This window comes from Paenibacillus sp. FSL F4-0236, assembly GCF_038000135.1.
In the GTDB taxonomy this organism is placed as follows: domain Bacteria; phylum Bacillota; class Bacilli; order Paenibacillales; family Paenibacillaceae; genus Paenibacillus_AQ.
Genome location: NZ_JBBOBK010000001.1, coordinates 4,013,459 through 4,040,393, shown reverse-complemented (window position 1 = coordinate 4,040,393; position 26,935 = coordinate 4,013,459). Strand labels below are relative to the sequence as shown.

The 26,935-nt window shown below is 40.8% G+C and carries 25 protein-coding genes; 24 read left to right on the top strand and 1 reads right to left on the bottom strand.

What is annotated here, in order from left to right:
• The first annotated feature begins 8 nt into the window (after positions 1-8).
• The 24 genes from NSQ29_RS18285 to NSQ29_RS18170 all read left to right on the top strand — a co-directional run bounded on the left by NSQ29_RS18285 (position 9) and on the right by NSQ29_RS18170 (position 26,001).
• Positions 9-560 carry a hypothetical protein gene (locus NSQ29_RS18285; RefSeq protein WP_339246493.1) on the top strand — a complete coding sequence of 184 codons (552 nt, stop codon included), beginning with the start codon at positions 9-11 and terminating at the stop codon, positions 558-560.
• The gene (locus NSQ29_RS18280; protein ID WP_341125777.1) at positions 547-1,527 is read left to right on the top strand and encodes a hypothetical protein; all 981 of its coding nucleotides are present in this window, start codon (positions 547-549) and stop codon (positions 1,525-1,527) included. The genes NSQ29_RS18285 and NSQ29_RS18280 overlap by 14 nt, the downstream gene beginning before the upstream one ends.
• A 43-nt stretch (positions 1,528-1,570) precedes the next feature.
• Positions 1,571-2,467, top strand: coding sequence for a copper amine oxidase N-terminal domain-containing protein (locus NSQ29_RS18275; protein WP_341049224.1), 897 nt, complete (start codon positions 1,571-1,573; stop codon positions 2,465-2,467).
• 16 nt (positions 2,468-2,483) lie between these two features.
• A complete protein-coding gene (locus NSQ29_RS18270; RefSeq protein WP_341125776.1) occupies positions 2,484-5,792 on the top strand; it encodes a DUF5704 domain-containing protein in 3,309 nt (1,102 codons plus the stop codon).
• 41 nt (positions 5,793-5,833) lie between these two features.
• On the top strand, positions 5,834-6,217 hold the full coding sequence (locus NSQ29_RS18265; RefSeq protein WP_341125775.1) for a WXG100 family type VII secretion target: 384 nt from the start codon (positions 5,834-5,836) through the stop codon (positions 6,215-6,217).
• Positions 6,218-6,326: 109 nt separating this feature from the next.
• Complete coding sequence (locus NSQ29_RS18260) at positions 6,327-8,582, top strand: hypothetical protein (RefSeq protein ID WP_341125774.1); 2,256 nt, start codon at positions 6,327-6,329, stop codon at positions 8,580-8,582.
• Between the two features lie 14 nt (positions 8,583-8,596).
• The gene (locus NSQ29_RS18255; protein WP_076287102.1) at positions 8,597-8,974 is read left to right on the top strand and encodes a hypothetical protein; all 378 of its coding nucleotides are present in this window, start codon (positions 8,597-8,599) and stop codon (positions 8,972-8,974) included.
• A gap of 47 nt (positions 8,975-9,021) precedes the next feature.
• Positions 9,022-11,199 (top strand): CdiA C-terminal domain-containing protein, encoded by a 2,178-nt coding sequence (locus NSQ29_RS18250; protein ID WP_341125773.1) that lies wholly within the window; start codon positions 9,022-9,024, stop codon positions 11,197-11,199.
• Between the two features lie 6 nt (positions 11,200-11,205).
• Positions 11,206-11,679, top strand: coding sequence for a hypothetical protein (locus tag NSQ29_RS18245; protein WP_341125772.1), 474 nt, complete (start codon positions 11,206-11,208; stop codon positions 11,677-11,679).
• Between the two features lie 943 nt (positions 11,680-12,622).
• Complete coding sequence (locus NSQ29_RS18240) at positions 12,623-14,758, top strand: hypothetical protein (RefSeq protein WP_341125771.1); 2,136 nt, start codon at positions 12,623-12,625, stop codon at positions 14,756-14,758.
• Between the two features lie 21 nt (positions 14,759-14,779).
• The gene (locus NSQ29_RS18235; RefSeq protein WP_341125770.1) at positions 14,780-15,136 is read left to right on the top strand and encodes a hypothetical protein; all 357 of its coding nucleotides are present in this window, start codon (positions 14,780-14,782) and stop codon (positions 15,134-15,136) included.
• A gap of 176 nt (positions 15,137-15,312) precedes the next feature.
• Complete coding sequence (locus NSQ29_RS18230) at positions 15,313-15,474, top strand: hypothetical protein (RefSeq protein ID WP_341125769.1); 162 nt, start codon at positions 15,313-15,315, stop codon at positions 15,472-15,474.
• A gap of 862 nt (positions 15,475-16,336) precedes the next feature.
• Entirely contained in the window at positions 16,337-18,007 is a 1,671-nt protein-coding gene (locus NSQ29_RS18225) for a hypothetical protein (protein ID WP_341125768.1), read from the top strand.
• A gap of 6 nt (positions 18,008-18,013) precedes the next feature.
• Complete coding sequence (locus tag NSQ29_RS18220; RefSeq protein WP_280788623.1) at positions 18,014-18,265, top strand: hypothetical protein; 252 nt, start codon at positions 18,014-18,016, stop codon at positions 18,263-18,265.
• Positions 18,266-19,243: 978 nt separating this feature from the next.
• Positions 19,244-20,170, top strand: a complete 927-nt coding sequence (locus NSQ29_RS18215) for an HNH endonuclease (protein ID WP_081383110.1) — start codon at positions 19,244-19,246, stop codon at positions 20,168-20,170.
• Between the two features lie 21 nt (positions 20,171-20,191).
• Positions 20,192-20,668: an SMI1/KNR4 family protein gene (locus tag NSQ29_RS18210; RefSeq protein ID WP_076287097.1), complete on the top strand. Its 477-nt coding sequence runs from the start codon at positions 20,192-20,194 to the stop codon at positions 20,666-20,668.
• A 574-nt stretch (positions 20,669-21,242) separates the two neighbouring features.
• On the top strand, positions 21,243-21,716 hold the full coding sequence (locus NSQ29_RS18205) for an SMI1/KNR4 family protein (RefSeq protein ID WP_076287098.1): 474 nt from the start codon (positions 21,243-21,245) through the stop codon (positions 21,714-21,716).
• Positions 21,717-22,130: 414 nt separating this feature from the next.
• A complete protein-coding gene (locus NSQ29_RS18200; RefSeq protein WP_341125767.1) occupies positions 22,131-23,567 on the top strand; it encodes a hypothetical protein in 1,437 nt (478 codons plus the stop codon).
• 13 nt (positions 23,568-23,580) lie between these two features.
• On the top strand, positions 23,581-23,952 hold the full coding sequence (locus NSQ29_RS18195) for a hypothetical protein (RefSeq protein WP_341125766.1): 372 nt from the start codon (positions 23,581-23,583) through the stop codon (positions 23,950-23,952).
• 65 nt (positions 23,953-24,017) lie between these two features.
• Positions 24,018-24,305 (top strand): HNH endonuclease signature motif containing protein, encoded by a 288-nt coding sequence (locus tag NSQ29_RS18190; RefSeq protein ID WP_341125765.1) that lies wholly within the window; start codon positions 24,018-24,020, stop codon positions 24,303-24,305.
• 18 nt (positions 24,306-24,323) lie between these two features.
• Entirely contained in the window at positions 24,324-24,797 is a 474-nt protein-coding gene (locus NSQ29_RS18185) for an SMI1/KNR4 family protein (RefSeq protein ID WP_341125764.1), read from the top strand.
• 315 nt (positions 24,798-25,112) lie between these two features.
• Positions 25,113-25,361, top strand: coding sequence for a hypothetical protein (locus NSQ29_RS18180; protein WP_341125763.1), 249 nt, complete (start codon positions 25,113-25,115; stop codon positions 25,359-25,361).
• 28 nt (positions 25,362-25,389) lie between these two features.
• Positions 25,390-25,509, top strand: coding sequence for an HNH endonuclease (locus tag NSQ29_RS18175; RefSeq protein WP_445739167.1), 120 nt, complete (start codon positions 25,390-25,392; stop codon positions 25,507-25,509).
• A gap of 18 nt (positions 25,510-25,527) precedes the next feature.
• Entirely contained in the window at positions 25,528-26,001 is a 474-nt protein-coding gene (locus NSQ29_RS18170) for an SMI1/KNR4 family protein (protein WP_341125761.1), read from the top strand.
• A 466-nt stretch (positions 26,002-26,467) separates the two neighbouring features.
• Here the strand turns inward: NSQ29_RS18170 and NSQ29_RS18165 are convergent, their stop codons facing one another.
• Positions 26,468-26,743 (bottom strand): hypothetical protein, encoded by a 276-nt coding sequence (locus tag NSQ29_RS18165; RefSeq protein WP_341125760.1) that lies wholly within the window; start codon positions 26,741-26,743, stop codon positions 26,468-26,470.
• Positions 26,744-26,935 lie beyond the last annotated feature (192 nt).

Here is a 26,935-nt window from a genome sequence, read left to right as displayed (position 1 = left end):
GGAGCCGCATGGCAGACGCGCTGAAAGGTGTAATTATAATTATTTTGCTGGCATTTGTGTTCGGAGTCTATCCGGCATTCCGTCAATCCGAAGTTGTAGAAAGGAATACTAAGCTCGCCGCCAATGCGGCTGTGGTGGAATTCGTGGATACCGTTCGTGCTAAAGGGTACGTGGATACTTCCGATTATGAGCTGTTTCTTCATTCGTTGGATGCTTCATATGGTGTTTTCAAAGTGCAAATGGAGTATTACAAAAAGAATTTACAGCCCTTATATACGAATCCTGATGATTATTCTACATTCCAGAACAGCTTTAGTGTCCGATATGACGGATATTTCAGCAAGGATATTTTGGAAATCTTATATCCGCATTCAGGACCTTTACTAGCTGCAGATGATCCAGGTAGAAGGTTTACCATGCATGTAGGCGATCTGTTCAATGTCCGACTGGAATCTGAAGGGACGACACTTGCCTCACGGATGCGATCGCTCTTGTTTCATAGTGAAATGATTCCGGTCAATTTGAAGTATGGGGGGATGGTACGAAGTGAAGCCCCTTAGTGTTGTGCTTATTTTTCTAATTCTGGTCATTCCTCTTGTTCTTATGGGTGACACTCGAGAAGATCTTCAGGTCTTCAATCAGGACATGTATAAACGCTATTCGGATGATTTTCAAGCCGCAGTGGATGATGCTGGTGATTATCTGTCACGACTGGAACAGCAGCCTACTACCACAGCAGTGCACTATGGGCGGGAACGCCAGCTGCAACTGGATCAGGATGTGCTAAGTGTTTTTTACAGTAATTTAGCTTTGAAATTTGGGCTGGAGAACAACCAGACTGAAATGAACAATTTAAAAATGCATATACCCGCATTGGTGATGTTTGGATATAGCGGCTATACGTTGGTTACTCTGGACGACACAGCCAGTGTTGATGGGAAGGATGAACTTAAGCCTGTGAGTTGGCCTGAGCGTCCCTATTACTATAAACTTCGGAACGGAAATTTGCTCTATTTCACTTTGGATGACAATGCGCGGGTATATGATACAGGCTCTAATGAATTTTATGAGGGAGATTACACAGCGCTGACGGCGGAGACGAATCTCGCCCCTCTTACCTCTTTAGATTTATTTCGAGAAGTACGGCAGAGCACGATAACATCACTGGTTGAAAAGGACTTGGCAACAGCCATTAACAGACATTTGGAGCTGGTGAAACGAATGGGCCTATCGGTGCAGTTCACACTACCCAGAGGACTGAAGGATCAATCCATACAGGATGTAGGGATCATGGCTTTTATTCAAGGTTATCCGCTTCCTGGTGGAGAGCTGTTGGATGCGTATTCCTTAGGCAGCGGGGCGGTGATGCGACGAAAGGTTCTGGTAGGCACCCGAAATTCAGCTGGGCGACATATTGCTTACGGTGAAAGCTGTGTACCCTCGGGGGTTACTGTTATAGAAAGTCTATTCGATCCAGAGGAGGCCGCTCGAAAAGGGTATTTTATTGAGGATTGTGCGGTTAGGTGATAGAGAGAATATATAAGTGAATTTTGAGAAAAGAGGGCTTGCTTTGAAGAAAAAAATTATCTTTTTATTCTTGTTTGGCATGATGAGTTTGATTGCATCGAGTGCTGCTTCAGCGGCAGAGTTAATAGGCGGGCCGGATCTGGCAGTTCTGGTGAACGGTAGAAAAGTGAAGTTTAGCGATGCAAAACCCTATATGGATAATGGGCGGGTTATGGTTCCTATTCGAAATGTGGCAGAAAAACTGGGTGCAAAAGTTACATGGAATGCCACGACCCGTACGGCAGGATTTACACTGGCTGACCGTTCTGTGGATATCCAAGTTGGAGCGGACAAGGTTTATGTTAATGGGGCAGCAAAAACTATAGACGCCAAGGCAGTTGAGAAAAACGGGAGTGTCTATGTGCCGCTCCGTTTTGTTTCCCTTGGCCTCGGTGTGGCTTTGGAGTGGGATCAAATAGGGAATTGGGCATGGATAGGTGAGAAAGTAATTCCGACTATGGAAGAGGCGGGGATTAAGCCTGTCCCTATTGCCCCATATAAGAAACTATTTCAGGGAGGAGAACCGTTTTTAATGAAAAATGAATATGAACAGTTGTACTCTACTATAAGTATACTGACGATCGATCAACTCCCCATTCGGGCGGGAAGATTAATATACTATGATATTTGGCCTGTCACAAACGGGAAACAGGAATATATGAGGGCGAGGACCTCTCAGGAAATGATGGGCATCTATTATCTGAGTTCGCAGTTTGAAGCTAAATATAGAGGCTCAATGAGGTACTATATGAAAAACAACTCGGACGGAACCAAGATATTAACGTACAGAGTGCCTTTTGTTGATGATGAATTTATGATAAAGCTGAATCAAATTGAATATATTGGAATCGAAATGTTTGATAAGGAGTCAGCTTCAATAATGTTAAACCCATTTAAGTAAGGGGTGGAAATTGAATGTGAGAAGGCTATTGATTGTTTTATTTTCATTTCTTCTTTTATTTGAAGGCTCTTTATTTGTATCCAATCAACATGCAGCAGCGGGGACACTTCCTACTACAGTGGATACAAATAATCCTAATATATATTATTTTGTAGCTCTGTTTTCTTATGATATTTGGAGAAGATCAGATGGAGTAACCTGGACTTCAGATGGTTATCCCGGTCAGCTTAACAAGAGTATACCGAAATTTGATTATTCCTTTGATTTTCCTGGCCGAAAGATAAAAAGTGTTAAAGTTGCAAGATTTGTTAGTCCCTCCAACTGGAGTAATGGTGAAGAGATATGGAATCATTCCAGGTACTATCAGAAGACTTGGGGATATATTAGCAAATATACCAGCCAAAATTTCATTCCTACTCAATATCCTATTACTGGTTTAGGTACTAGCTCAGTTTCATTTGATGTCAGTTTAGTTGGGGATCTTAATACTTCTTCTAATAATGATGTAGGAGAAGATGTAACTTCAGAGGGGGGACCCGTTGATCCGGGAGTTATCAGTTACCGATATTATTTTCCAAGTATGTTGACGATTGAGTTGGAGCCGGAAGGTGGTAAGGCCATAATTAAACATTACACAACTACGGGACAATCGTTGAACGGAATAAGTGGCTTTACAGACAGAGAGGAAGTATTAATAAAAAACAGTGCTTACTCGTTTACTCATACCTCTGGAAATACTACTTATGAGTATCAGGGGTTCAAAAAAAGTACAGTCGCTGCCCCTAGCGGAGGTACCATTGAAGCGGGTGATCCGTATGGATTCACATATGATGGAAGCTACCCAGTATATTATTTGTCCTTCTATTACAAAGTGAAAGATCCACCTGATCCGGGGGAAGGTTCAGGCGAGTGTACCTATACTATTGAACCGCCTAACAAGATCGCTGCTCCGCAAACGTCATTTATGGAACCCAATGCGAACGGAGTAATTCTTGGTGACGACGCGGCAAATGGACGTCATTTTGATGTGTCATTGGGAATCCCTACATCAGAGAATCTATATGCCAATGCCTGGGCAAAGGACTATTTATTTGAACATACCTTCGCCAATATGGCAGGAGTGATTCGTTATTCTTGCAGTGTAAAGGTTACCTATCCGACGAAGTGGGAGGAAGATCGGCCGAATCTTCCGGGACCGAATGGAACATCGATTCCCCAATCGCCACTTCCTAGAACAGGGAAATTTGATAAAACCTATACCTTTGACTTGACTCCAAAAGAGTACGCGTACTGGCAGGTAGATCAGTTGGCCGTTTATCAAATAGATCAGGCACGTATGGAGAACTATGCGCTGCCTGGAGGAGAAGTCACTCTATATCCTAATAATTATGACTCACCGGCGGTCGAGCTTATCAATAGTATAGAAGTGGAAGACCATGTTGTTCCCCAAGATACGGGAGGGATAAAATTTACGCCAGAGGTGGTAGATGGTGGAGATCGCGAGCCGGGTCCAGGCGATGTTGATGATACAGACAAGCTCATAGCTCTTGCTGAAATACAAACCCAAGATCCTGAGGTGCAGAATGACCGTCTTGTATTTAACGGTGAAACGATTATGGATGATACCGTCTCAATCAAGACTGGACTAACTCCGGGGAGGATTCCTGATCCGCAAATCATAGGAGACGAGGTGCTGTACGAGGGCCAGTTGATGATCAATAGCGGTTTACTCAATCGACAGAATACAACCAGCACAGGTACCATTTATTATACGATGCTGTCGGAGAACGTAGAGGGAAACGGAGATCAGGAATTTTTGATCTCTCCGATAAACTCCGTCACCGTGCACACACCGGTCGTCAACTACTCGCTTCTTCCAGACGATAACCGCCCATTCGATCAACGTATGACACCGGATATGACTAGGGCGGTGCTGATCTTGGATCGGCCGTTCGCCATACATTTTACAGAGAGCGGCCAGCATCTCAATATCCCTGGTTACGGCAACCGGGATTATGCCAAATACACGAAAAACAAGCGGATTCAATTTCCGTTTGGTGTGTTTCAAGGTAGCCAATATTACCCAGAGAACACCTGGATCTACATCCCTGTTGGAACACCGTCCATGACCTTTACTATGCCAACCTGGGTGAATGAAGGCGACTATACCATTCATACGCAGTCTTGGGCTATTAACGCCCCATCAGATGGATCGGATCTTTGTGAGGTGAACTTGAACGGTAATTTGACGAATTACTGCGCATCGGAGAGCTTCAATGTGGGTGTGGTCGGTCGTCTGTTCGATTTTCGGATTTGGGACATTGGGGATTTCCGGTTTGAGAAGGTGTTTCGAACGGGTGTCGGGACATTTGAGCATAGCAACGCGATGTATTATACCGGCGGAAATGATGAGAATGGCATACCGACCGCTTTAACTGGACAGCTACAGTGGCAGCTGCCGATCCGCAAGGGTTCTCACCCCACGGAGCAAAGGACGGTACCACATAACGGCTATTCCTTCCTGTTTGACTTCCGGACCATCGGGAACTTGTGGCAGCCGGGCGAAGGTATCCGGATCGAGCCAAGCTTCTATTTTATTCCTAAAACTGGAGGCACAGCGACACCCGTCGATCTGTACTATGATATTTCCGGCTCGAAGAATAAGATGATCGGCGTCGGCTCCCCAAAGGACAAGCTGAGCTACACCCGGACCTACCGCTTGGCGGATGGCTTGCGGAATATTTCAAGTGGTGAATTATCGATAGCAGCTAGCTATGAATACAACTATATAATGACTCAAGCGGAGCGAGATAAGACGCCTTGGTTTAAGTTCTACAAACAGTATCTAAAGCGAAAAACCAAAATCGCTTACGGTTATGACATGGAAGTCCTGCCCTTTGAATCGCGAACTTTAGTCGGCCCGACCGACATCCCGAATGTAGTTAATCCGATCACAGCCGTCCGCAGCGTACAGCATTGGTACGGGGAGTATAACTTGCCGATTGCACCATATATCCTGCCAAAGGGAACAAACATCGTCACTCTGGCGAATCAATATGGAGGCGCATTAGATGGGCATGAGAAGGAGTTCATCACTGGTGGTTATATTCTGGTGAATTTCCAAATCTATACGACTAAAAATGGAGATGCAGACACTCGTATTTTAGGCTACAAGGCACCGATTGCTAACATGTGGGCGATTGAAGGTCAGATGACTGGGAGCACAGATGAAATGGGGCAAACGTTCTCTTTTTCCTCTGGGGATATCATTCTGTTCGAGTCAGATTATTCTGTGCGAAACGATTATCAGGGACAGGGTAGATAGGACTTGAAATAATAACTAATAAGGAAACTGGAGTTATAATAATGAACTTAAAAGATCTTATAGGTTTGAAAAAGCATTTTTTAAGTTCATTTTTATATAAAAACAATTACTTAAAGGAGAGATTAATGATGGCAACAAGTAAAGTTACACTGAGTTATGATGGATTGGCTGGACAGGCAAAAATTATTAAAAATTACGGTACGGAAGTAGACGCATTGATTAAAAAAGTTATGACTACAATGAAAAATCTTAATAGTGTTTGGGAGGATGAGGCGGCAAGGGATTTTACAGATAAGGTGGAAAAATTGAAACCGACATTTGATAAGTTTGCAGAATCACTTCAGGATCTTGGAGATCATATGAATACTGTATCTACAAAGTATAAAGAGCTTTCAAATGCAGTTAAGAATTCGCAAAAATTCTAGTATAGTTTTTAAGTAAAACAAACTTCATGAGCTCCACTACATAAGAATGCAATTAGCTATGCAGAGTGCTGCATAGCTAATTTTATTAGAAGCAAGCAGGGGGAAGCACATGGCGTTAACGAAGCTTACATTTAACGTAGATGAAGTCGAGCGCCTGCAGACGAAAATAAAACAGGTAAGCCAGGACACCAACCGGCTGTATCTCCAATTGAAAGGTCAAGCTAGTAACTGGAGTGGTATCCCATTAGGATCAAACCAGGTGCAGGCGCAGATAATCATCAACGAACTAACGGTAGAAGCTGAAAAACTGGAAGACATCATTCGAGGCGCGATAAAAGGTGTTCAAGGCGCACAGGATGAGAACAAAAGGCAGGCAAATCAACTTTTTCAACAGCTCGGTGTTCTTGGCGGTATGTTCGAAAGGTTTGGGGGCGGAAGTGCAATAGGGAATTCTTCTATCCCGACGACGGCCCAGAAAGCAGTCACGAATCTGATCACCTCGGTTGCTACTCTGATGGGTTGGGATGAGTTGAAGAGGGATCCTATGGTGCAGAAGCTCCAAGCAACTGTTAAAAATTCAGGACTGGGAACGATCGACTCCATAGCCGCGCAAAGTAAGCTGAAGGATATCTACCTGGCGCGGGATCAGATCGCGAAGGCGCAAACCGCCTATAAGGTATATCAAACATTCGGGAACCAAGCGCAAATGGATGCAATGCATAAGCTGGCGGAAGACGCACGCAAAAAGCTGGAATCCTTGGGTGTGGATGCCGTCCAATACCAGGCGGGGAAAGATCTGGGTGCATATTTCAAACAGCCTGCGGTGAAGGCGTGTGACTATGATCCGTCGATCACGACCAGCAGTGTACCGCTAATGGAGAAGGAAGAATATGCATTTCTGCTGCGAATGGCGGTGGTGGAAGGGCCGAAGGGAGAATGGGCCAAGCAACAATTGGAGCTGATGAAGCCGCAGGCTACGATAGGACCCGTTGACCCGTATAACGCGGTGTCGGAAGCAGACATTTTAAACCGGGACGACCCCAAGGTGATAGAACGGCTGAAAGGGACATATTGGTTCAAGCTTTCCGTCGAGGAGCAGGACCGGAGGTTTGCGGAGGTCAAGGCATATTACGAAAAGCAGGGGAAGGAAGCGGCAGACAAAAACCGTCTACTGAGAAGTGGTGTAGGCAATCAGACGCTGGCCAATATTCTCGTAGGCGAAAGCGATATGGTAGTCCATGCAATCGATACGGCGTCGTTTGGAATGGCCGGGACGGTTACGGACTGGATCATGGGGCCGGAACCGGAAGGTTATGTCGATCCGCTGGATAATCAGTATGGGAAGAAGGCCGGGCAGTTTTTAGGAACAGTGGTCAGTATAGGCCTCCCTGTAAAGTATTTAAATGCAATAAAAACTGGGGGAGCCGTAGGTAAGTTTTCACCAACCTTATTGAGGTCAATGGTAGCGGGAGCGGTTAGCGGAACCGTGGGCGAAGCGTTTGACGCATTCAATGATTACAGGGGGGATGGAAAGCAAAACTTAGGAGAGCGCATAACGGCAGTCGGAATCAATACGGTCATTGCAGGTGCGGGAGATGCATTGATTACGGCAGGCAGCAAATTGGCTGCCAGTGCGGTAAGATTTGTGAGCGGGAAGCTGCCGACGAAAGCAACTCAGATAGAGAATGGAGTTAAAGGGGCAGTATCAGACGCGGGGGGATTTAACAAAGGGAATTTAAAGGACATTTCTGATTTTACCAATGAAATTAATTCACTTTTGTCTAAACATAATATTTCTCTTGGAGAGTTTAATGACCTCCGTCTTAAAGATGTTAGTTTGTTATCCAATAGTGAAAAAATTATGATGAAGTCCATACGAGAGAGTATACCCATGCCTGATAACACGACTATAATGCAAAAGGTTATACCTAATGAAGACATTTCAAAATATCTTGAAGGAACATATAGCCAAGTAGGAGGTTATATTACCAAGGCATCAGATGTAACTCAGTTAGAAGATTATATGAACATTTATAAGAGCCTACGATTAGATTACACTGACACAAAATTTAATGCTGCAACGGATGAAGTCTTAGGGGTCATAAGATTTAAAACACCAGAGTCTTCAAATATAAAAATTCCATATAGCAATGAAATGGGAGGGATTGTTTCCGAGCCACAACCGTTTACTGGAAATGGCTTTACTAAAGCGACAAATGGACAGTCGATTCCAGAGTATAAGTGTGATGGATATTTGTCCCTTTTTGATGGGGCGGAATTATACACAGTAAGTAAAAAAGGTTCAGAAGTCTTATTAGCCACTTACGATGTGATCTTAGGGCAGTTTATAAAAGTTAATCCTTAGGAGGCAGAGATTTTATGAAGGAAAATATATACGCTATATACAATGGAACTGAGTATGAAGCAGGAGTCGTTAATGACCAAGAAGTAGTCTTGCGTTCGGATGACCCGGCAGTTCTAAATCGAGGATTTGTTTTGTACAAAGGAATAAAGTACATCAAAAAAGTTAAGAGAACTGAGTTGACAGATATATATAAGAAATATTATCAAGCAACATATCAGAATTACCAGTTTGTCGTCACTGAGGATTCAGGTGATAAATTGTTAATTATTGCAACCAACATGGATTATAAAATTTGCGAACAACTGGGCATGAAAATGGTAGATAGAGGTGTGTACCAAAAGTGGATTCAAAAAACTGAAGTGGAGTTAAGCATCTCCCGGAAACCGTTATAGATGTCCTTGAGGCATTATAAGCATGTTTCAGTTAAGGGAGGGAATACATGGCATCGACGAAGTTGATATTCAATGCAGATGAAGTTCAGCGCCTGCAGACGAAAATAAGACAGGTAAGCCAGGACACCAACCGGCTTTACCTCCAGTTTAAAGGTAAATCTAGTAGCTGGAGTGGCATCCCATTAGGATCAAACCAGGTGCAGGCGCAGATAATCATCAACGAACTGACGGTAGAAGCGGAAAAATTGGAAGACATCATTCGAGGCGCGATAAAAGGTGTTCAAGGCGCACAGGATGAGAATAAGCGGCAGGCAAATCAACTTTTCCAGCAGTTCGGTGTTCTTGGGGGTATGTTCGAAAGGTTTGGGGGCGGAAGTGCAATTGGGCAGTCTTCTATCCCGACGACGGCTCAGAAAGCGGTCACGAATCTGATCACCTCAATTGCTACTCTGATGGGTTGGGATGAGTTGAAGAGGGATCCTATGGTGCAGAAGCTCCAAGCAACTGTTAAAAATTCAGGACTGGGAACGATCGACTCCATAGCCGCGCAAAGCAAGCTGAAGGATATCTACCTGGCGCGGGATCAGATCGCGAAGGCACAAACCGCCTATAAGGTATATCAAGCGTTTGGAAATCAGACTCAAATGGACGCAATGCATAAGCTAGCGGAAGACGCACGCAAGAAGCTGGAATCCTTGGGTATAGACGAAGTTCAGTACCAAGTGGGGAAAGATCTAAGCGGCTATTTCAAGCAGGCGGCGGTCAAGTCGTGTGATTATGATCCGTCGATTACCACCAAAAGTGTACCACTTATGGAGAATGAAAAATATGCATTTCTGCTACGAATGTCGACGGAGAAAGGCACGAAGGGGGACTGGGCGAAGCAACAATTGGCAATGATGAAGCCACAGTCTACGATAGGACCATATGACCCACATGATTTTGTTTCGGATGAGGATATCTTAAATCGGAATAATCCTGAAGTAATCAAGCGATTGCAAGGTACGTACTGGTTCGACCTATCGATAGAGGAACAGGATCGGAGATTTGCAGAGACAAAGGCCTATTATGAAAAACATGAGAAGGAGGTGGCGGACAAAAACCGCCTACTGGGAAGTGGCGTTGGAAATCAGACAATTGCCAATATTTTAGAGGGCGGAAGTAGTATCCTGACCCATGCCATCGATACGGCGTCGTTTGGAATGGCAGGAACGATCACCGATTGGATTGTAGGACCGAAACCGAAGGGTTATGTAGATCCAATGGATGATCCGTACGGGAAAAAGGCTGGGCAATTTGCAGGGCAACTAATCAGCATAGGACTACCGTTTAAGTATTTAAAAGCAGTAAAGACCCCAGGCATGTTAGGGAAATTCTCACCAACTTTATTGAAATCCATGGTATCGGGTGCAATCAGTGGTACGATAGGAGAAGCATTTGATACCATTAATGATTATCGGGATGATGGAAAGCAAAGCTTAGGAGAACGGATAGCTACGGTTGGAGTTAATACCGTAATTGCAGGTGCGGGAGATGTAGCGATCAGGGCGGGAAGCAAAGTACTTGCAAGTACGATGAGATTTGTGAGTGGGAAGCTGTCGAAGATAAAGGTACCCAATTTTGAAGAGATCAAAAAGAATGTATTGGAGAACATTTGGAAAAGTAAAGCCGCCCGAGAAACCTCAAATTACGGCGAGTATTTAAAGAAAGAGAAGGAATTACTTAAAGAGATAGGGAAGAAAAAGGCTCTCGAGGGGACGGGTAAAGGGGGAGCTAACCTGACCGAACCTTCTTTATCTAATGGAGGTAAACCAAAAGGGAATTATACTAAAGGTGATTCACATGGTGTTAAGAAAGAGATTGAAACAGCAGATATCTTTGCAGATCAGGGATATGACATTGAAATGTTAGATGAAGTAAATGGTGGAAATGGACGTGGTATAAAGGAATCATCAAATCCAGATTTTCTAATTGAAGGTGAAGTATTTGACTGTTATGCACCTACAATAGATACAAATGTGGACAATATTTTAAGAAATATTAGAACAAAGACAAAATCACAGGCAGAGAGAATTGTACTTAATTTAGATGGTTTCACTTCAGAAAAAATAACTGAGATCACTGAAGGGGTTCTAAGGAAAGCTAATCCAAACGGAGATTTAAAGAACTTGCAAGAATTATTAATTGTGGTTGATGGTAAAATCACACGGATATTTGGGGGATAGATATGCATGGATTTTGAATTGTTTTTAGAATCTAATTTGAGTTGTGAATCATTGGCAGAAGTTATTGAAAAAATAATAATTAACATTTTGAACGAAAAGGTATCGATTCACAATGATGAAGAAGAAATAGTTATCGGAACTGAATACTTTTCATTGGCTCTTGAACTTGAGGATATTTCCGACATAAATTTTGTTAGAAATCATTATGACTTAGATGTTAATATTTGCATTAGGGGTCAGTTATTTGGTAACACCTTTTATCAAGGACTAGAAGCTTTGATTAAAGTTATAGGGAAGTTTATAAAACAATGTGGTGGGAATCTGTTGTTTTTAGAAAATGGTTCAGATCAGCTACTTAGAAAAGAGAATGGTCAGTTAATTGTCAATAGTGATTTGAATCAATACCAGATAAAGTACTTAACCCCAAGTCTACTTAGTCTACTTGATCATTCTTATATCGAAGAAAAATTGAAAAAATAGGGTATTTCATCCGACTTTAACGGACTACCCAGTGCCGAATGAACTCATCATTAAACCAGTAACACACTTAACCTATGTAATACCCGATAGAGATTTCGTCATTTCGTTTGTACGCACAATAATGCTTGACAAGTATAACCTAAATAATGCTAAAGCATTACATAAGAAAGGTCGATTATGGTCAGATACCACCATGATTGACCTGTTTTTTGTGACCTTTGTTATCTGCGGTTTTTTCAAAATTTATTGGAACTGTAGGATACCCTTGAGCGATAGTTAAGGTAAGAAAGAAAATCATAAATCAGGACATTTACGATGGATAGATTAGTAACCTTAGTAAGGTCGGTAAAAAAATTAACAACATCTATTGCTACGATAATTACATAGTAAAAACTAACTGATGACGACCATTCGAAATATAAAGGTTAGAATATCTTTTATGCTGACTGGTTTGACCAAAAATATAGTCTGGAAATTCTAAGAAAAATTTTAGTAGGGCTGAACATGTAAGAAATACAAATCTAGATAATCTCACTGTAATCATATATATAATTTACGGGATAATAATCCGATAATAAAAGGATACATCTAATATATTTAGCAATATATTGAATTACATAGAGCATAACTTGTCATCTGTAAAACTACTTTAGGAACCATTATAAAAGTGAAGTGGGGATACAGTGAAAGAGAATATCTACGCGCAATATAAAGGTGGCGAATATATTAACACGGTTAATAGGAGTGAGTTAGCGGAGGTATATAAGTGATGTTACAACAAGAACTAAAAATTGAGCAGTTAGGTATGGAGCTAGTAGGTAGCGGTGTAACTCTAAAATAGGTTAATAAAGGTGAAGCGAGGATGTGTACAACCGTTAATCCTACTTAGTTTTATGTGAGAAATGAATTGTGATTCGTTAATTTTGGATTAAGGAGGAACGTATTGTCAACAACGAAGCTTACATTTAACGTAGATGAAATCGAGCGTCTGCAGACGAAAATAAGACAGGTAAGCCAGGACACCAATCGGTTGTATCTCCAGTTGAAAGGTCAAGCAAGTAACTGGAGTGGTATCCCATTAGGATCAAACCAGGTGCAGGCGCAGATAATCATCAACGAACTAACGGTAGAAGCGGAAAAATTGGAAGACATCATTCGAGGCGCAATAAAAGGTGTTCAAGGCGCACAGGATGAGAATAAGAGGCAGGCAAATCACCTTTTTCAACAGCTCGGTGTTCTTGGCGGTATGTTCGAAAGGTTTGGAGGCGGAAGTGCAATAGTGAAGTCTTCTATCCCGACGACGGCTCAGAAAGCAGTCACGAATCTGATCACCTCGGTTGCTACTCTAATGGGTTGGGATGAGTTGAAGAGGGATCCTATGGTGCAGAAGCTCCAAGCAACTGTTAAAAATTCTGGACTGGGAACGATCGACTCCATAGCCGCGCAAAGTAAACTGAAGGATATCTACCTAGCGCGGGATCAGATCGCGAAGGCGCAGACAGCCTATAAGGTATATCAAACATTCGGGAACCAAGCGCAAATGGATGCAATGCATAAGCTGGCGGAAGAGGCACGCAAGAAGCTGGAATCCTTGGGTATAGACGAAGTTCAGTACCAGGCGGGTAAGGATCTAAGCACTTATTTTAAGAAACCAGCGGTTAAGGCATGTGATTATGATCCGTCGATTACTAGTAGAAGCATACCACTAGTGCAGAATGAAGCATATCAGTTGCTACTACGGACGGCTATGGAAAAAGGGGAGAAGGGAGCCTGGGCAAAAGGCCAACTGGAAGGCATTCAAACCACCATGGAACAGATGATTGCTACTGGAGTAAGTTTGGGTGTACACGTGATGACAAACCAAGGTGGAAAGGCTTGGGGAGATGTTATAAAATTGACTTCATCAGTCGCCCAACTGGATTCCTATAATCTGTTTAGAACGAATAAACCGGAGGGTCAAGCAAAACTCGAGGATTCTAAAAATGCCTTTTATAAATCGATAGACAGTTTTAAAGAGATTGGAACGGGTTTTGTAGGTACATTAAGAACTCGTGCGGATAAGGCCACAGACTCCCCCTATGACTTTTTCAACTGGTTAACATTAGGAATAACAGGAGATATCCCGGTCGGGATATATGAAGCAGCCAAAGATCGATCAGAGCATATGTTTGATTCAAAGGAGAAGTTTGCGAATTGGTTAACACTGGGAACAGTGGAGATGGCGAAAGGAGCATTTAATCCAGACGAAACATGGTCAGCGGATCATTGGCTCAACAGTCTGGGAATGGTAACGTTGTTGTATGGTCCGGTAGAAAAATCTTTGCTTCCTACAGGAGGTGGAGGTCTAAAGCCTCCAAAAGGGTTAGATTCTGTAAAAGGGTTTGAGGTACAAAAACCGTTGCCGGCATTCAGCACAAATGAAGGTTTTCAATTCAAAATAAATAATCTAGATGTAGATACCCCGGCACTTCCACAGACTCCGATGCAAATCAATTTTAAGAATGAAATGGATCGGATTTTAAGAGAGAAGATGGAAGGGAAGAGTGAGAGTAATCATTCAATAAAGGATGTAGAAGTGAAGGCGGTTGAGGGGACGACAAAAGCTCCGAATGATATTATTATAGAAAATGCAAAAAAGATAACTAAATTTGATAATCCTGCTGATCCATTTAGGGATGCCTTTGGTGCAGGTTCCAAATCTCATCCAGAAGAATGGAATAAACTAGTTAAAGAACTAGAAGATAGTGGGGTCGAGGTGGTTTATCGAGAAGGTGCTATGGGATATGGACCTCTAAGAAAAGGAGAACCGGGACAAATCTTGATTGACCCAGATGCCTCCATGAGTGCTTTAAGACATGAATATAGTCACTTTTTAGAAGCTAAATCAAATGGATTTCCTTCCGCTGCTGAATCATATCAGAATTGGGAAGCGAGAATCGCCGATGAGATTAAAGCATACACTATTGAAATTGAAGAGGCTAAAAGGTTAGGACTGGATAATGTTGCAGAAAAACTTCAAAAGAACTTTGAAGCAGAGCAGCAATATATTATTGATAGATATGGTCCTATAGACGAATAAATTTTATGAAGGGAAGATATTATGGCCTCAATAGTTGAATTAGCAGAAGAAATTAAGGCTGATACAATAAAAAATGAAGATTTAATAGTATGCTTGGAAGCTAAGAATTTAAGGGTTGTTGCTATGGCAATGTTCAAATTGATTGAGAGAAATTACTGTGATATAGGAATTGTAGAGAGGCTTGCTGAACTCGGAAAACTCCTAACAGATAGTAAGTTTATTGGACCATGGCAATTCGGACATATTGCAATAGCTACACTATCCCTTTTAAGTCATAAGGATGCAAAGATTAAGTTTAACGAGCTTTTTGAGGGACTTAGTGAGGCTGATAAATTTTTAGTGGATAATTTTATTAAATCAGAATCTTATAAAGCTTAGGGAATATGTTTAGAATTGTAAGATTGGAGTTTACAATTCCAACAACCATATCGTACAATACAAACCAAACACTAACTGATTCAAACACTTGATAAACTTTCAAAGCTCTTTCCAACTTGTTTTATGAGTAGGAATGAGCTTTTTTACATGCTCAAAATCAAAGGAGAAATGAGGAAATGGCAAAACAAGTACAGGCAGTAGGAAACAAAACTGCGTTTGATTACTCAGGCACAAGCAGTGTATCAGGCAATCGTAAAGGAAATGAGAGGTTAATGCCAGAAAGCACGAGAGTTACGGCATCAGGTGAGTTGAGATACTCTAGCAGTTCCGACCCGTAAGTAGCAACAGAAATAAGTAAGCTACTGGAACAGGCTAATTATGATAACCATCTAGCAGATCAGAAGGACGAACAGCCCAGATTGGAAATTCTTCATCGCATAGTTAGCTTGGAAAGTGAAGAATCTAGATTATGGGGGAATGTCCAGCAAAATGAAAAGTGTGTTAGCTCGTCAATAAATGGAACTGGAAGAAACAGAACGAGAAGCTGTATTAATGGTACACCGAGCAAAGGGAAAAATACGGGAAACGGAACAGCTATTGGAATGACAACGAACAAAGTTGACAGAATTGGAGGAGAATAGAGTTGAGTAGGAAGTTCATAAAAGAAATTGAACCATTAGAGGAGATTATTAAGCCGGTAAACGAAGATGGATTTATTGAGATGAGGATGTTATTGAACTAAAGATGGAGAGCTAGACGAATGACGCAACTAAACCCGAAAGCATTAGAAGCAAGCCATAAGTAAGAAAGAGAGTTCGGAACAGGCGGCAAATGAGTTCATACAACCAAAGAGATTTTACCGCAGTAGGACGGAACCACGAGAGCAAACAAATACGAAAGCCCATAGTGACGAAACATGAAGAGTTCTTATGGGAACTGGTGATTCACGAGATCGAAACTATAGCAGAGCTAATACTGATAGCCTTTAATTAACTAATCGTTATCACTCAAACAGGAAGTATTTCAGTTGCATCAGCAGCAGAGGGCAGAGAGTAGAAATTAGAAAGGAGCAATCAGCAGCTCGATGCTCTTGGCGGTAAGTTCGAAAGGTTTGGAGGAGGCAGTACAATTGGGAAGTCTTCTAACCCGACGACGGCTCAGAAAGCGGTCACGAATCTGATCACCTCAATTGCTACTCTGATGGGTTGGGAAGAGTTGAATAGTGATCCTATGGTGCAGAAGCTCCAGGCAACTGTTGAAAATTCAGGATTGGGAACGATTGACTCCATAGCCGCGCAAAGTAAACTGAAGGATATCTACCTGGCGCGGGATCAGATCGCGAAGGCGCAGACAGCCTATAAGGTATATCAAACATTCGGGAACCAAGCGCAAATGGATGCAATGCATAAGCTGGCGGAAGAGGCACGCAAGAAGCTGGAATCCTTGGGTATAGACGAAGTTCAGTACCAAGTGGGGAAAGATCTAAGCGGCTATTTCAAGCAGGCGGCGGTCAAGTCGTGTGATTATGATCCGTCGATTACCACCAAAAGTGTACCACTTATGGAGAATGAAAAATATGCATTTCTGCTACGATTGTCGATGGAGACAGGGACGAAGGGAGAATGGGCGAAACAACAATTAGCAATGCTGAAGCCACAAGCTACAATAGGACCCTATAACCCGCATGATTCTGTATCGGAAGCAGATATTTTAAATCGGAAAGATCCTGAGGTCATCAAGCGATTGCAGGGTACATACTGGTTCGAATTGTCGATAGAGGAGCAGGATCGGAGATATGCAGAGATAAAGGCTTATTATGAGAAGAGTGAGAAGGAAGCGGCGGATAAAAACCGCCGACTAAGCAGTGGCGTTGGAAACCAGACGATTGCCAATATTTTAGAGGGTGGAAGTAGTATCCTGACCCATGCCATCGATACGGCGTCGTTTGGAATGGCAGGAACGATCACCGATTGGATTGTAGGACCGAAACCGAAGGGTTATGTAGATCCTATGGACGATCCGTACGGGAAAAAGGCTGGGCAATTTGCAGGGCAACTAATCAGCATAGGACTACCGTTTAAGTATTTAAAAGCAGTAAAAACACCGGGTGCATTGGGGAAATTCACACCAACCTTATTGAAATCGATGGTATCGGGAGCAATTAGTGGAACAGTAGGCGAAGCCTTTGATGCATTCAATGATTATCGGGATGATGGAAAGCAAAGCTTAGGAGAACGGATAGCTACGGTTGGAGTCAATACCATAATTGCAGGTGCGGGAGATGTAGCGATAACCGCTGGAAGCAAAGTGCTTGCTAATACGATGAGATTTGTGCGTGGGAAGCTGCCAGAAATAAAGGTAGATAAGATGGTAGATATACCCAATGAACAATTCGAATTTAAAGTAAAGGAGATAAAGGAACCCCATATTGAGGGGGGGCCAAAAGCTGATGATTTAAAATATGCTGAGTCTGGAGCAAGAAATATACCTCCAGAACAGTTCTTTAAAGAAGAAACAATTGCTGAGGAGATGTATGAGAAATTCAGAAATTTAGGGACGAAAGATATAGAAGCTATCGCAAGAAATACTGACTTTCCTCTTAGCAGGGTTCAAAGAATCAAAGATCATGTTTTTAATAGCACACATATTAAAGATCATGGTATTGGGAAGTTTGATCCTGACTATGAACTAGCACAGGCTTGGGAAAGATTAATGAATGGTAAGTATGTAGACTCTGATATACAATTATTGCATCATGAAATTTTCGAATCAAAATTTGAAGGTATATTTAAGACTAACTATAGAACAGCTCATGATAAGACAATAGAATCAGGGAGAACCTGGGATTGGGATAAGAATTATGAGGAGTGAGATTTAATGGCAGTTTTTGTGATAATGCTAAAAGACTACGAGGATGAAGAAAGAGTTGTATATAGTTATGGACCAAGTGAAGAAACAATGGGGAAAATTGAATATGATAAAATAAATGGTTTTATAAATCAACTCTCTCCAATTGACTCTGACAGTTACCCTGATGATTTCTTTTTTAAAAGAGCTGGAAGAAGACTGGCGAGAATGATTATTAAAGAGAATAACAACTTTGTTGAGAGGACAACTATTGAATCTTAGATAGTGGAAATGAAAGTCCTATTTACCAGTCCAACAACAAGATTTTACAATCAACCAACAAAATAAGTGCAACTGCTCCATTTATTGAACTTTGAGAATAATGAAGGAAAGATATGAGTGACAAAAAAATAAGTAAACTATCTGAAAAGTTTGAGAATGAAAAAACTGGTGAACAATTCAAAGGGATAACGAATATAATGGAATCATTAGTTGAGTTCCAAGTTATAACTCTATTTTGATATGGGAGTTATATAGTGCCGATCCATCATTTAACCAATAACACATATAACCCATGTAATACCCGTACAAAGATCTCATCACTTTATTTATACGCATATCAGATGCTTAAAAAATATAATGCTAATGCGTTACATTAAGCAGGTCGATTATGGTCAAATACTACCATGATTGACCTCTTTTTTGTCATCTTTGTTACTCACGGTTTTCTAAATCTATAACACCTGTATTAGATTTTGCTTCGCTAGTTGATGGTGAAAGATAGATCCCAACTATCACGAAAGATATAACGACTACTGATAGTGTTGGGGTCATTAAAGAGTAGGATTTTGTCCGCAACTTCATAGACTATGGTTACGATAGTTATCTGGTAAACAAACTGCTGACGACCAGTCAACATATACAGGTAAGGCTAGATTTTAATGCGAAGCTCTAATATGGTCCAATTGTCGTTGTAGATCAATTACTAGAATTGACTTCATCAGTCGCCCAACTGGATTCCTATAATCTGTTTAGAACGAATAAACCGGAGGATCAAGCAAAACCCGAGGATTCTAAAAATGCCTTTTATAAATCGATAGACAGTTTTAAAGAGATTGGACGGGTTTTTTAGGTACATTAAGAACTCGTGCGGATAAGGCCACAGACTCCCCCTATGACTTTTTCAACTGGTTGACATTAGGGATAGCAGGAGATATCCCGGTCGGGATATATGAAGCAGCCAAAGATCGATCAGAGCATATGTTTGATTCAAAGGAGAAGTTTGCGGATTGGTTAACACTGGGAACAGTGGAGATGGCGAAAGGAGCATTTAATCCAGACGAAGCATGGTCAGCGGATCATTGGCTCAATAGTCTGGGAATGGTAACGTTGTTGTATGGTCCGGTAGAAAAATCTTTGCTTCCTACAGGAAGCGGAGGTCTAAAGCCTCCAAAAGGGTTAGATTCTGTAAAAGATTTTGAGGTACAAAAACCGTTGCCGGCATTCAGCACAAATGAAGGTTTTCAATTTAAGATAAATAATCTAGATGTAGATACCCCGGCACTTCCACAGACTCCGATGCAAATCAATTTTAAGAATGAAATGGATCGGATTTTAAGAGAGAAGATGGAAGGGAAGAGTGAGAGTAATCATTCAATAAAGGATGTGGAAGTGAAGGCGGTTGAGGGGACGGGAGAAGCAAATCTAAAAAATATAGATGGCTTTATAAAAGGGAATAAGAAATTTAATGAAGTAATTGAAGATTATGCAAAAATATACAAAGAACAAGTTGATTCAAACAAACCTTGGTCTTGGGATGATACTATCCCTGGTGGGGATAGCTTGTCTGCTGCTCAAAAAAGAAAGATAAAAGAAATGGCAGTAGCAAATGGACATATTCCTGAAATAAAGGTTACAAAAGTTGATGGAATGAGATATGGATCTGCTGATTTTGCCGGTGCAGGTGTAGTTAAAGAGACTGTTCAGCTACCAGAAAAATTTTGGAAGTTATCGGATAAAGAACAGTTTAAGTGGTTAGATGAGCAGATAGGTGGCACGAGAAGAGGAATGACGTGGCATCATACGGAAATCCCTGGTAAAATGGAACTTGTTCCATTTGGTATTCACAATATTACACCTCACAATGGTGGGCGGACGGCAGGTATGTGGGCTGACGCTCCGAGATAATATTTTTTAGGAGGTAGAGACATGGAAGTTAAGGATGAAACTATAATATATCCATTGCCGGATGATGTTCTGCTGAATGAAAAAGAAAACAAGTGGAGAATTAAATTGCCGGATGAATATAAAGAATTTATAAAAAAATTTAATGGTGCTTCTCCTGTAAAAGATAGTTTTATGTGTAACAATCATAGTTATGCAATTGATAGGTTTTTAAGTATCTTGAAGGTAACTGGGGAGAGGGATGATGAATTCTACGATATAGGAGTAGTTAGAACTCAGTTAGATGAGAGAATTGTTTCAGACGAAAACTTAGTAGGTACTGAGTTATTACCAGTAGCTGTTCTATTTGCAGGTGACTTTGTGTGTTTAGACTATAGAAATACTGATGAAACAGAGCCATCTGTTTGCGTTTGGAATCATGAAGAATCTTCAGATTTAGACCCTGTAACTTATTTTACAAGTAACAGCTTTGATGAGTTTCTAAATATGTTAACCGAATGAGTCTTGCAAAAATTTGTTTACGCCTTTTTGCTTCCATTCAAGGGTGGGGCTACCCAGTGCCGAATAAATCCATCATTCAACCAATAACACAAATAACCCATGTAATACCCGTTTAAAGATTTCTTCATTTCGGTTGTACGCACATCAAATGCTTTAATTTTATAACCTAAATAACGCTATTCCGTTACGTTGAACAGGTTGATTATGGTTAGATACCATCATAATTGACCTGTTTTTTGTTATCTTCGTTTTCTTGCGTTTTTTTCAAATTTACTTGCAATTGTAAAATACGCCGCCCCGATAGATAAGCTGTCTAAACCATCGCACCTTCTAGGATGGATAGCCCGACCATTAATATTGTCAGGACTTATCTGCATATTGTCCACAACGAACAACGAATGGACTACTTGCCGCGATGGTTATCGTGCATAAACAAATCTGGTGACGACCAGTTGACATAGACAGGTAAGGAGACGTTTCGGGCTGAGGATACCCAAAGACAAGTGAATCTTTTAATTGAATTAAAACTTTTATTTCAATCATAATCATAAAGTGAAAATTGAGGGGGGATAAAATGAAGGTTGATCCAAACACAATAATACTACCATTACCAACGGAAGATCTGTTTAAAAGAAAAGAAGGATTCTGGAGAATCAAGTTACCAAATGATTTTGTTTCATTTTTAGAAGTGAATAACGGTGGTAGACCAATAAATAGTAGTTTTAAATGTAATAATCATGACTATGCTATAGACAGATTTCTATGCTTATTAAAAACACCCAGAGATAATCAGTTAGGAATGTATGATATTGATGTAACACTAACTCAAATTGAAGATAGGCTTACCGATAACGAGGATTTGATTGGAGTTGATATTTTACCAATAGCGATTCTATTTGCTGGTGATTTTCTATGTTTAGATTTTTGTGAATCTAGAAATAATCCTAAGGTTTGTGTGTGGGATCATGAAAATTCTGGTGAACTTGATCCAATCAGCTATCATGTGGCAGACAGTTTCGAGGAATTTCTAACAATGTTATCTGAATAGAAAGCATGAAGGGCTATCAAAAAGTGTCGAATAAACCTATGATTTAACCAGTAACAACACATAAAACCCATGTAATACTTCTATAAAGATTTAGGCATTTCGTTTGTTCGTGCAGTAATGCTCGAAAAGAATAACGTAAATAACGCTATAGCGTTCAGTTAACAGGTTGATTATAGGGAGCTACTACTATAATCAACCTGTTTTTTTGCTGTCTACTTATTCTTACAGCAGTGATTAGAATTAAAAATTAAAAGAAAGGATTTAAAGTATAATAATGGGAAGTTACGCCAATATATAGGTTAGGTGTGCGCTCCAAATACTTAAGTTTTTAAATATGAAGTAGTACATAAAGACCTGAGGGGTCGAAAAAAGTAGTGCATTGGATGGTCTAAGTGTAAGAACTGGAGGTCATAAATGGCATTGGAAAAAATGGTATTTAAAGAAGATGAAGTCGAGCGTCTGCAGACAAAAGTCAGACAGGTAAGCCAAGATACCAACCGGCTGTACTTGCAGCTGAGAGGTCAGACCAATAACTGGGGTGGGATTCCGCTGGGTTCAGATTTGATACGAGCTCAGACGCTTATCAACGAACTGACGGTAGAAGCGGAAAAACTGGAAGACATCATTCGTCTTGCACTAAAAGGTGTTCAAGGCGCACAGGATGAGAACAAGAGGCAGGCAAATCAACTTTTTCAACAGCGCGGTGTTCTTGGCGGTATGTTCGAAAGGTTTGGGGGCGGAAGTGCAATAGGGAAGTCTTCTATCCCGACGACGGCTCAGAAAGCAGTCACGAATCTGATCACCTCGGTTGCTACTCTAATGGGTTGGGATGAGTTGAAGAGGGATCCTATGGTGCAGAAGCTCCAAGCAACTGTTAAAAATTCAGGACTGGGAACGATCGACTCCATAGCCGCGCAAAGCAAGCTGAAGGATATCTACCTGGTGCGGGATCAGATCGCGAAGGCGCAAACCGCCTATAAGGCATATCAAGCGTTTGGAAATCAGACTCAAATGGACGCAATGCATAAGCTAGCGGAAGACGCACGCAAGAAGCTGGAATCCTTGGGTATAGACGAGGTCCAGTACCAAGCAGGAAAGGATCTAAGCACTTATTTTAAGAAGCCGGCGGTTAAGGCATGTGATTATGATCCTTCGATTACTAGTAGAAGCATACCACTAGTGCAGAATGAAGCGTATCAGTTGCTACTACGGACGGCTATGGAAAAAGGGGAGAAGGGAGCCTGGGCAAAAGGCCAACTGGAAGGCATTCAAACCACCATGGAACAGATAATTGCTACTGGAGTAAGTCTGGGTGCACACGTGATGACAAACCAAGGTGGAAAGGCTTGGGGAGATGTTATAAAATTGACTTCATCAGTCGCCCAACTGGATTCCTATAATCTGTTTAGAAAGAATAAACCGGAGGATCAAGCAAAACCCGAGGATTCTAAAAATGCCTTTTATAAATCGATAGACAGTTTTAAAGAGATTGGAACGGGTTTTGTAGGTACATTAAGAACTCGTGCGGATAAGGCCACAGACTCCCCTTATGACTTTTTCAACTGGTTAACATTAGGGATAACAGGAGATATCCCGGTCGGGATATATGAAGCAGCCAAAGATCGATCAGAGCATATGTTTGATTCAAAGGAGAAGTTTGCGGATTGGTTAACACTGGGAACAGTGGAAATGGCGAAAGGAGCATTTAATCCAGACGAAGCATGGTCAGCGGATCATTGGCTCAACAGTCTGGGAATGGTAACGTTGTTGTATGGTCCGGTAGAAAAATCTTTGCTTTCTACAGGAAGCGGAGGTCTAACAAAAAGGGTTAGATTCTGTAAAAGATTTTGAGGTACAAAAACCGTTGCCGGCATTCAGCACAAATGAAGGTTTTCAATTCAAAATAAATAATCTAGATATAGATACCCCGGCACTTCCACAGACTCCGATGCAAATCAATTTTAAGAATGAAATGGATCGGATTTTAAGAGAGAAGATGGAAGGGAAGAGTGAGAGTAATCATTCAATAAAGGATGTAGAAGTGAAGGCGGTTGAGGGGACGAGTGAAGGTGTAAGTGACAGTAAACCCTCTTATCCAAAAAACATTGATGATTTCTTGTCAGGCAATAAAAAATTTGGTGAAGTATTAGATGATTATGCTACACAGTGTATGCAGAGAAAGTTAATTCAAATGTCCCTTGGAAGTGGAGAAATGTACCAGGGGGAGATACTCTAACACAAAAGCAAATTAAGTTGATTAGAGAACGAGCGAAGGAACTAGAGAAAATACCAGATGTACCTATGAAGCCTGATGTAAAACATCCTGATTTTGAGAAAGCTGATTTAATCATAAAGATTGATGAGAATCCTGTTATTTTACAGTTGCCGAAAGACTATTGGAAGAAGTCTGATCCACAACAGTTCCAATGGCTTGATTCACAACTTCTAGGTGGAAAACGCCCACCTGGCACAACATGGCATCATTCTGAAATTGACGGTAGAATGGAATTAGTACCTTTTGGTATACATAAATCCATAAATCATCAGGGTGGGAGAGCTCCAGGTGGTTGGGCGCATGCTAAAAGATAAGAATAGGAAGGGAGAGAAGTGAGATTGGATGTTAATACGATTGTCCTTCCATTGCCAACCGATGAATTATTAGATATAGTTGAGCGAAGCTTGAGAGTTTCATTTCCTGAGACTTATAGGAGTTTTATTAAGGATAATAATGGAGCTGTGCCAATCACAAATATGTTTAGTTTTAATCAACATGAATATATAATTGAAAAGTTTCTTTGTATATTGAATGATAGTGAGTCTGACCCTATTAATGGATGGTATGATGTTGAAGTTATTATTACACAAATAGGTGATAGATTAACTGATAATGAAGATTTAGTGGGGATGAATGTAGTTCCTATTGCAGCACTTTTTTCAGGGGATTTTATTTGTTTGGATTTTAGAGAAATAGAAGAACCTACTGTAGTTATTTGGTTTCACGAAGAGTCAGAGGAATTTTCACCAGTAACACAAAATGTCGCAACAAATATATCAGAATTTTTTGAAATGCTAAAAGAGTAATACTATTTTAGTTCATGTTAGCACGTGATTGATGATTAGCCCTATTCAGTACCGAATGAATCTATCATTCAACCTTAATACGTATAACCCATGTAATGCCGCAACAAGAGTCTCTTGATTTCCTTTGTACGTACGAAAATGCTTGAAAAGCATAACCTAATTAACGTTATAGCGTTACAAAAACAGGTCGATTATGGTTAGATACTACCATATGAATGACCTGTTTTTTATTATCTTCGTTTTCTTGAGTTTTTTCAAATTTACTCGTAAATGTAGAATATCCTGCAGCGATAGTGATGGTTGTGAACAGTAGAGATGGCGAAGGGAGCATTTAATCCAGACGAAGCATGGTCAGCGGATCATTGGCTCAACAGTCTGGGAATGGTAACGTTGTTGAATGGTCCGGTAGAAAAATCTTTGATTCCTACAGGAGGCGGAGGTCTAAAGCCTCCCAAGGGATTGGATTCTGTAAAAAGTTTTGAAATACAAAAACCGTTGCTGGCATTTAGCACTACCAGACAAACTGTGGAGGGCTTCAGATGCAGAACAATTCAAGTGGCATGATGAAATGATAGGTGGAAATAGACCAGGAATGACATGGCATCACACTGAAATTCCAGGTAAAATGGAATTAGTTGAAACTGGTATACATGATATTGTGCCTCATAATGGAGGAAGAACTACAGGTATGTGGGCAGATGCTCCACGATAATGTGAGAGGAGAGCGAGTATGAATATAAAAGAAGATACAATTGTTTATCCTTTACCAATAGATTCATTATTGGATAAAGAAGAGAGCATGTGGAGAGTTAAATTACCGATAGAATATAAGGTGCTTTTAAAAAAATACAATGGAGGAGTTCCAGAATATCGCTCGTTTTTAATAAACCAACGTTCATATGCAATAGATAGGTTTCTTTGTGTTCTTGAAGAAACAGATAGTAATGAGTTCGGTATATATGATATTGATGTAACATTAACTCGTATTGAAGATAGATTAACTGAAAATGAAGATTTAGTAGGAGTAGAATTACTCCCAATTGCTATATTATTTTCAGGAGAATATCTATGCTTAGACTTTAAGGTTTCTAATGAGATTCCGGCTGTTTGTGTATGGGATCATGAAGAATCAGGTGAACTAGAACCGGTAACGTATTTAGTAAGTGAAAGTTTTGAAGAGTTCCTTGAAATGTTGACGGATTAAAGCATAATGGTTAGGCTATTTCTAAGTTCTTTTCAGGGGCTACCCAGTGCCGAATGAACCCATCATTCAACCAATAACAGACTTAACCCATGTAATACTCGTATAAAGATTTAGCCATTTCGTTTGTGCGTACAGTAATGCTCGAAAAGTATAACCTAATTAACGCTGAAGCGTTACATAGAACAGGTCGATTATGGTCAGATACCACCATGATTGACCTGTTTTTTTGTTATGTTCGCTTTCTTGCGGTTTTTTCAAATTTACTCGCAACTGTAGATTACCTTGTAGAGATAGTGAGGGAGATGAAGACATAATCGCACCTTTCAAGATGAATAGCACGACAACTATAGCAAAGGTGAAAGCAAAGAATAGGACTTTGACCGCAACTTAACAGACACTTGCAACGACGATTACGATGCGGAAAAGAAATCTGGTGACGACCAGTCAACATATACAGGTAAGGTAACTAATTTGTTCTTCGATCACGTTTTGTGCGATGGATGCTTTTTAACGACAAGAAGCTCAAACTACCATAGACAGTCTCGAGGGATAACGATTTCCTGCTTTGCTCACTGACTACCGTTTTCTGACTCTTTCCGTGGAGACTGTTTGGTGTGAGCTTCGCCCTGAATTCATGCTTGCCATATCCCAAATGAGTATCTATTTCGGTTTTTAACATCTCCTGAATCGTTTCGGTAAATAGGCCCTTTAAGGAATTCTGTTCATCTTTTGCAGAAACCATATTACTCTCCTTGATAAACTCCCGCAATTTTTGTTTTGTCCAAAGTCACATGTGTTTCCCCAACCCTTCTATTATTTTCATTTTAAGTACTTCGAAGAATTTCTATCAATGTTAATTGAATAATATAAAGCATCAGATACAAGAATCAATCCTATGGGGGCTATAACAGAACGCTATAGCGTTCTGTTAAGC

Bases quoted from the DNA above. Each gene is read 5' to 3' on its own strand.
- NSQ29_RS18200 (WP_341125767.1), top strand. From the start codon at position 22,131: ATGGCATTGGAAAAAATGGTATTTAAAGAAGATGAAGTCGAGCGTCTG.
- NSQ29_RS18250 (WP_341125773.1), top strand. From the start codon at position 9,022: ATGGCATCGACGAAGTTGATATTCAATGCAGATGAAGTTCAGCGCCTG.
- NSQ29_RS18210 (WP_076287097.1), top strand. From the start codon at position 20,192: ATGGAAGTTAAGGATGAAACTATAATATATCCATTGCCGGATGATGTT.
- NSQ29_RS18220 (WP_280788623.1), top strand. From the start codon at position 18,014: ATGGCAGTTTTTGTGATAATGCTAAAAGACTACGAGGATGAAGAAAGA.
- NSQ29_RS18265 (WP_341125775.1), top strand. From the start codon at position 5,834: ATGAACTTAAAAGATCTTATAGGTTTGAAAAAGCATTTTTTAAGTTCA.
- NSQ29_RS18285 (WP_339246493.1), top strand. From the start codon at position 9: ATGGCAGACGCGCTGAAAGGTGTAATTATAATTATTTTGCTGGCATTT.
- NSQ29_RS18230 (WP_341125769.1), top strand. From the start codon at position 15,313: ATGGCAAAACAAGTACAGGCAGTAGGAAACAAAACTGCGTTTGATTAC.
- NSQ29_RS18255 (WP_076287102.1), top strand. From the start codon at position 8,597: ATGAAGGAAAATATATACGCTATATACAATGGAACTGAGTATGAAGCA.
- NSQ29_RS18165 (WP_341125760.1), bottom strand. From the start codon at position 26,743: ATGGTTTCTGCAAAAGATGAACAGAATTCCTTAAAGGGCCTATTTACC.
- NSQ29_RS18215 (WP_081383110.1), top strand. From the start codon at position 19,244: ATGTTTGATTCAAAGGAGAAGTTTGCGGATTGGTTAACACTGGGAACA.
- NSQ29_RS18180 (WP_341125763.1), top strand. From the start codon at position 25,113: ATGGCGAAGGGAGCATTTAATCCAGACGAAGCATGGTCAGCGGATCAT.
- NSQ29_RS18175 (WP_445739167.1), top strand. From the start codon at position 25,390: ATGACATGGCATCACACTGAAATTCCAGGTAAAATGGAATTAGTTGAA.
- NSQ29_RS18190 (WP_341125765.1), top strand. From the start codon at position 24,018: ATGAAGCCTGATGTAAAACATCCTGATTTTGAGAAAGCTGATTTAATC.
- NSQ29_RS18235 (WP_341125770.1), top strand. From the start codon at position 14,780: ATGGCCTCAATAGTTGAATTAGCAGAAGAAATTAAGGCTGATACAATA.
- NSQ29_RS18260 (WP_341125774.1), top strand. From the start codon at position 6,327: ATGGCGTTAACGAAGCTTACATTTAACGTAGATGAAGTCGAGCGCCTG.
- NSQ29_RS18245 (WP_341125772.1), top strand. From the start codon at position 11,206: ATGGATTTTGAATTGTTTTTAGAATCTAATTTGAGTTGTGAATCATTG.
- NSQ29_RS18205 (WP_076287098.1), top strand. From the start codon at position 21,243: ATGAAGGTTGATCCAAACACAATAATACTACCATTACCAACGGAAGAT.
- NSQ29_RS18170 (WP_341125761.1), top strand. From the start codon at position 25,528: ATGAATATAAAAGAAGATACAATTGTTTATCCTTTACCAATAGATTCA.
- NSQ29_RS18225 (WP_341125768.1), top strand. From the start codon at position 16,337: ATGGGTTGGGAAGAGTTGAATAGTGATCCTATGGTGCAGAAGCTCCAG.